Source organism: Mesorhizobium sp. M1E.F.Ca.ET.063.01.1.1, from assembly GCF_003998155.1.
Taxonomy (GTDB): Bacteria; Pseudomonadota; Alphaproteobacteria; order Rhizobiales; family Rhizobiaceae; genus Mesorhizobium.
The window spans coordinates 1-4,369 of sequence record NZ_RZSC01000511.1 but is presented as its reverse complement, the minus strand read 5'-3'; the positions used below and the strand labels follow the sequence as shown (position 1 = coordinate 4,369).

Sequence of the window (4,369 nt, the reverse complement as noted above, 5' to 3'; positions counted from 1 at the left end):
GAGAGCCGACCGCCACGACGATCAGCGGGAATAGCGCTGGCGCGATCCTGCCGAGCGGCGAAGGTTTTACCTCTCTCGCTGGAGCATTGGGCTTGGCGTTGCCGAGGTTCTTTGTCATGGGGTCCGTCACCGCGATTTGTTGCCGGGTGACCCATAATATTAGAAATAGCTAATTAATTTTCTCACAATTCGATCGTGCGATTTGTAGCTATCGCCGGTAGTCGCTATTCCGCCTGACGGGTGCGTTCGGCAAGCGCAAAGGCCTGCAGGTTCCTCGATTTGCCGAGGTCCTGGTCGGCATTGGCGATGATGGCGTGGAAGGCGGCGCGGGCGATGTCCTTCTTCTTGGCGCCGGGATGCACCTTGCGGACGGCTTTGACCAGGTCCTTCGGTGTCATGTCGGGGGTGACGAGGCGCATCAGCGTATCGCCTATGGCCTGCAGTTCGCTCGCATCCATAACAATGAACCCTGTCCTGGCTGCATGAGCCTAATGCATGTCGCCCAAACGTGTGTAGCGGTTTTGGGAAAACGACATGCATAAAAACAAAGATTTAAAGCGCGTCGCTCGAATCCGTTTCGACGCGACGCGCTTTAGCATATAGCGTGGCCAGAACGTCACTTTTGTGATGCTCGCCGCTCAAAATCGCGGTGAGGCGCTGGCCTCTAAGACCCAAGTCGTCGATGATCGGTATCCGAAATGACCAAAGGGCGAATTGACGGGCCGCAATGCTTGGTGACCTTGCCGCCTTCGGCGGACTCTTCCTAGCCGCCTTCGTCGCCGCGACCATCCTGCCGCTGCAGTCGGAAGCGGTGCTGGTCGGCCTGCTCTTGGCCGGGACCCATTCGCCGGCCGCGCTGGTTCTGGTCGCGACGATCGGAAATGTGCTGGGCTCGGCGGTCAACTGGCTACTGGGCTGCGGTATCGATAGATTCCGCGACCGCAAATGGTTCCCAGCAAAGCCTGCCGCACTCGACCGCGCGGCGGCGCGCTACCACCGTTACGGAAGATGGAGCCTGCTGCTGAGCTGGGCTCCGGTTATCGGCGATCCGCTGACGGTGATGGCCGGCGTATTGCGCGAGCCCCTATGGAGCTTTCTCGCCATCGTCACCATCGCCAAGGCTGGCCGATACCTGGCGCTGGCGGCCGCTACGCTCGGCCTCTAAAGGATACTCGTGGCGAAGGCATCCAGCCGCGAATTTTCGCGATATCCAAGCCGCACCGCCAGGGCGGCGGCGGCCCCGGTAGCAGCACCGCCGACGATGTCGCCGGCATAATGGATGCCGATGTGCAGCCGCGACCAGCAAATCAGCAGCGCCATGATGAAGAAGGCAAGAGTGCGGCGCGGCAGCGCCTGCATGGCGAAGGCGGCAACGATGGCCATGCTGGCGGTCGCGTGGTCGGACGGGAACGACCAATCGGCGCTGGGCGCGATCAACAGATGCGTGACGCCGGCGTCGTAGGGCCTGATCCGGTGGACGAACAGCAGGATTGCCTGGTTGAGAGCCAGCCCGAGCAGGAAGGAGAGGCCGGCGGAAAGGCAGGCATGGCGCACATGGGCACGATCGGTCCTCGACCACCATTGCAGGGCGACCGCGATCACCATCAGCGGCACGCCGATTTGTGAGATCGCGATCATTGTCCTATCAAGGAGCGGGTTGATGCCGGCTGCGGCATTGATCCAGTGGGTTAAGGCTGCATCCATGCGATCTGATTTCCTTGGGTTGTTGTGAGGGCTGGGTCTTGAAGCCGGTCGATGAGCGTCGCATTCATCAGCTTTTCGAAATCGGCGTGTGGTTGAAGGGCGCGCATGCGCTGATCGAATGCATCGGCGGCATCCTGCTCTATGTCGTCACCACCGACACCATCGCCTCGTGGGTCAATGCCCTCACCCAGGAAGAGTTGATCGAAGACCCGAACGATTTCATAGCTGGCTATCTGTCGCAGATGGCAAGCCAGTTCTCCGTCGCGAGCAAACAGTTCTACGCTTTCTACCTGCTCAGCCACGGCCTGATTAAGCTGCTTCTGGTCATCGGCCTGCTGCGCGGCAAGCTATGGTCCTACCCGGCCTCGCTCGCCGCGCTCGGCGCCTTCATGGTCTACCAGGTCTATCGCTATTCCTACATGCACTCGCCAGGCCTGCTTGTGCTGACCGTCTTCGATGCGATCGTCATGTGGCTGATCTGGCAGGAGTGGCAGGCGGTGCGCCGTCACATGGCCGGCTGAGCGCGCCGAGGCGCAGCCGACTCCACAGGCCTTACGAGCCATGACGTCGCCCTCCGGGCCAGTCTTGGCAGGTCACCAAGGTTGTCCGTCCGGAATTGCGCGAAAAATGATTGGTGCGGTTCGGTGATCCGACCCGGACGCCGCACCGCTCCTTCTTTTACGCGGGGATCAGCATGGCGATGCGATGGACGCCGACCTCCTTGCTTGTGTTCGTCGCCTCGTCGGTCTTGCCCTTGGAGCAGGTGTACACGTCGCCGACCTTGAGCTTGAACTCCTTGTCTACCTTCTTGATGGTGAATGCGCCGGAAGTAATCGTGCACACCATGTCGTTAGGCATCACGCTTTGAGGTGCGTGCGCCCCGGGCTGGAACACCACGTCGACAATTGCGATACTCTTATAGGCGGGAATGTCGGAATTGCCGGTGCCGACTTCGATCATCCTGACGCCGGGCGCTATTTCCTTGCCTTCCTTCGGACCGTATTTCTTCGCTTTCGCGAATGCCGCCGTCGTGAACAGGGGCGCCACTGCGGCAGCCGTCACGCCGAGAGCAATTGCAGATCTGCGATTCATCGTTTTCATCGCATCCTCCCTAAACCTGTCATGCACGGATGAGCATGGCGTGCTATATATTAGCACAAGCTGATTTTATTGTGCAGAAGAGTGCTTGCTTGACCGGACTGCTCAGGGCAGTTTTTTCACTCCGTCTTTTGCCGGAATTTCGAATGGCAGCTCGAACAGTCCTGCAGGATGAGGTGCAGGATATGCTCGGCCGGCATTCCGGCGGGATCTGCTTGCGCCGCGCCCGGGCGCTTGCCGAGCAGGCTGCCGCCATCCATCGGCGGGCCGGCCATCCGCATGTCGGCGGTGATCTCGGCCGGCGCTTTCTCGGCCTTGGCGTCAAGCGCGTCGGCGAGCCGGCCGATATGGCGGGCGAGCGCCTCGAACTCCGGCCTGGCCTGGTCGATCTCCGGTTTGGCGCTTGACGGCGCGCCCAGCGAGCCGGCGGGGAATTCGGCGATCAGGGCAGGGCCGGCGCGGGCGCTGAGCGTGCCCGCCGCCGCCCTGAAAGCTGCCGGCTCATAGGCGCGCCTGCCGTCGAACATCTCCACGATGGCCTTGGCTGCCGCCGCCATCTCCTTCATCGAGCCCTGGCGCGCCTTGACGATGGGATCGCCCGGACCGGCTGCCAGCGACGGGGCAAAGATCAGCGGGCCGGCGAGCGCAAGCATCGCCGCCCCAAGGACGACGCGGAACCTCATGCCTGCACGTCGACAATGCCCATCATGCCGAGCTGCTCATGCTCGAGGATGTGGCAGTGATACATGCGCGCGCCTGGCCGCTCCTGGCGCAACAAGAGCCGCACCGTCTCGCCGCGCGCCACGTTGACGGTGTCCTTCCATGCCCGATAGGGCGGCTTCGAGACCTTGCCGTCGCGCTCGTGCTCGACCACCTGGAACTGCGTGCCATGGAGGTGGAACGGATGGTCCATGTCGGCCTGGTTGACGATTTCCCAGAGCTCGGTCTCGCCGGCCCGGGCGACGATGTCGACGCGCTCCATATCGAAGGCCTTGCCGTTGATCAGGAAGCCCATCTCCATGCTAGTGGCGTTCATCGCCATGGTCTCGGTGAAGACGAGACGGCGGCTGACCGCGGGCTGCCCAAGCGGCGCGATTGGCCTGAGCCGCTCGGGCAGCGGCGGCATCGCTTCTCCCGGCGTTTCCGCTACGTCGGCGGTGAGCAGCGTCAGCCCGGCGTCCGCCGGCCGGCCGGCGCCCATCCAGCCGCGGTCGTAGTCAAGCGTGGTGAGCGTTGCGGCGCCCGGCCTGTCGAAGGCGACGACCAATTCGACGCGCTCGGCCGGGCTGAGCATGATCTCGTTGGCTGCAACCGGCTTCTCCAGCAGGCCGCCGTCTGTGCCGATGATCGTCATCGCCGCGCCGTCGAAGGCAAGCCTCAGGAAGCGCGCATTGGTGGCGTTGTAGAGCCGCAGGCGCCGCTTCGCGCCCATCGCCACGGCGAGTCGCGGGTTCTTCTGGCCGTTGACCAGCACATGGTCGCCGACGCGGCCGTTCATCTGGTCGGCCATGGTGCTGTCGGGCATCGAGCCGTCGGCGGCCAGGCGAAGGTCGGTGAACATAAGCAC

The 4,369-nt window shown here is 63.0% G+C and carries 7 protein-coding genes; 2 read left to right on the top strand and 5 right to left on the bottom strand.

Translation table 11 applies throughout. The features are described 5' to 3' along the window. Positions 1 to 224 precede the first annotated feature (224 nt). The gene (locus EOA29_RS26685; RefSeq protein ID WP_126094770.1) at positions 225 to 458 is read right to left on the bottom strand and encodes a hypothetical protein; all 234 of its coding nucleotides are present in this window, start codon (positions 456 to 458) and stop codon (positions 225 to 227) included. A gap of 269 nt (positions 459 to 727) precedes the next feature. On the opposite strand from EOA29_RS26685, the gene EOA29_RS26680 reads away from it, so the two are divergent. Beyond that, positions 728 to 1,165, top strand: coding sequence for a YqaA family protein (locus tag EOA29_RS26680; protein WP_126094769.1), 438 nt, complete (start codon positions 728 to 730; stop codon positions 1,163 to 1,165). On the opposite strand, the gene EOA29_RS26675 is transcribed toward EOA29_RS26680, so the two are convergent. Further along, the gene (locus EOA29_RS26675) at positions 1,162 to 1,704 is read right to left on the bottom strand and encodes a phosphatase PAP2 family protein (RefSeq protein WP_126094768.1); all 543 of its coding nucleotides are present in this window, start codon (positions 1,702 to 1,704) and stop codon (positions 1,162 to 1,164) included. The two genes, EOA29_RS26680 and EOA29_RS26675, sit on opposite strands and share 4 nt — an antisense overlap. A gap of 38 nt (positions 1,705 to 1,742) precedes the next feature. Here EOA29_RS26675 and EOA29_RS26670 point away from each other — a divergent pair, with 38 nt between their 5' ends. Beyond that, entirely contained in the window at positions 1,743 to 2,225 is a 483-nt protein-coding gene (locus EOA29_RS26670; RefSeq protein ID WP_126094767.1) for a DUF2127 domain-containing protein, read from the top strand. A gap of 157 nt (positions 2,226 to 2,382) precedes the next feature. Here the strand turns inward: EOA29_RS26670 and EOA29_RS26665 are convergent, their stop codons facing one another. The 3 genes from EOA29_RS26665 to EOA29_RS26655 form a co-directional block, all read right to left on the bottom strand. After that, the gene (locus tag EOA29_RS26665; protein WP_245464732.1) at positions 2,383 to 2,796 is read right to left on the bottom strand and encodes a hypothetical protein; all 414 of its coding nucleotides are present in this window, start codon (positions 2,794 to 2,796) and stop codon (positions 2,383 to 2,385) included. 125 nt (positions 2,797 to 2,921) lie between these two features. After that, positions 2,922 to 3,485, bottom strand: a complete 564-nt coding sequence (locus EOA29_RS26660) for a cytochrome c (RefSeq protein ID WP_126094765.1) — start codon at positions 3,483 to 3,485, stop codon at positions 2,922 to 2,924. Further along, positions 3,482 to 4,369: multicopper oxidase family protein (locus tag EOA29_RS26655; protein ID WP_145969811.1), on the bottom strand; the 888-nt coding region annotated here is incomplete at its 5' end. The genes EOA29_RS26660 and EOA29_RS26655, both read right to left, overlap by 4 nt.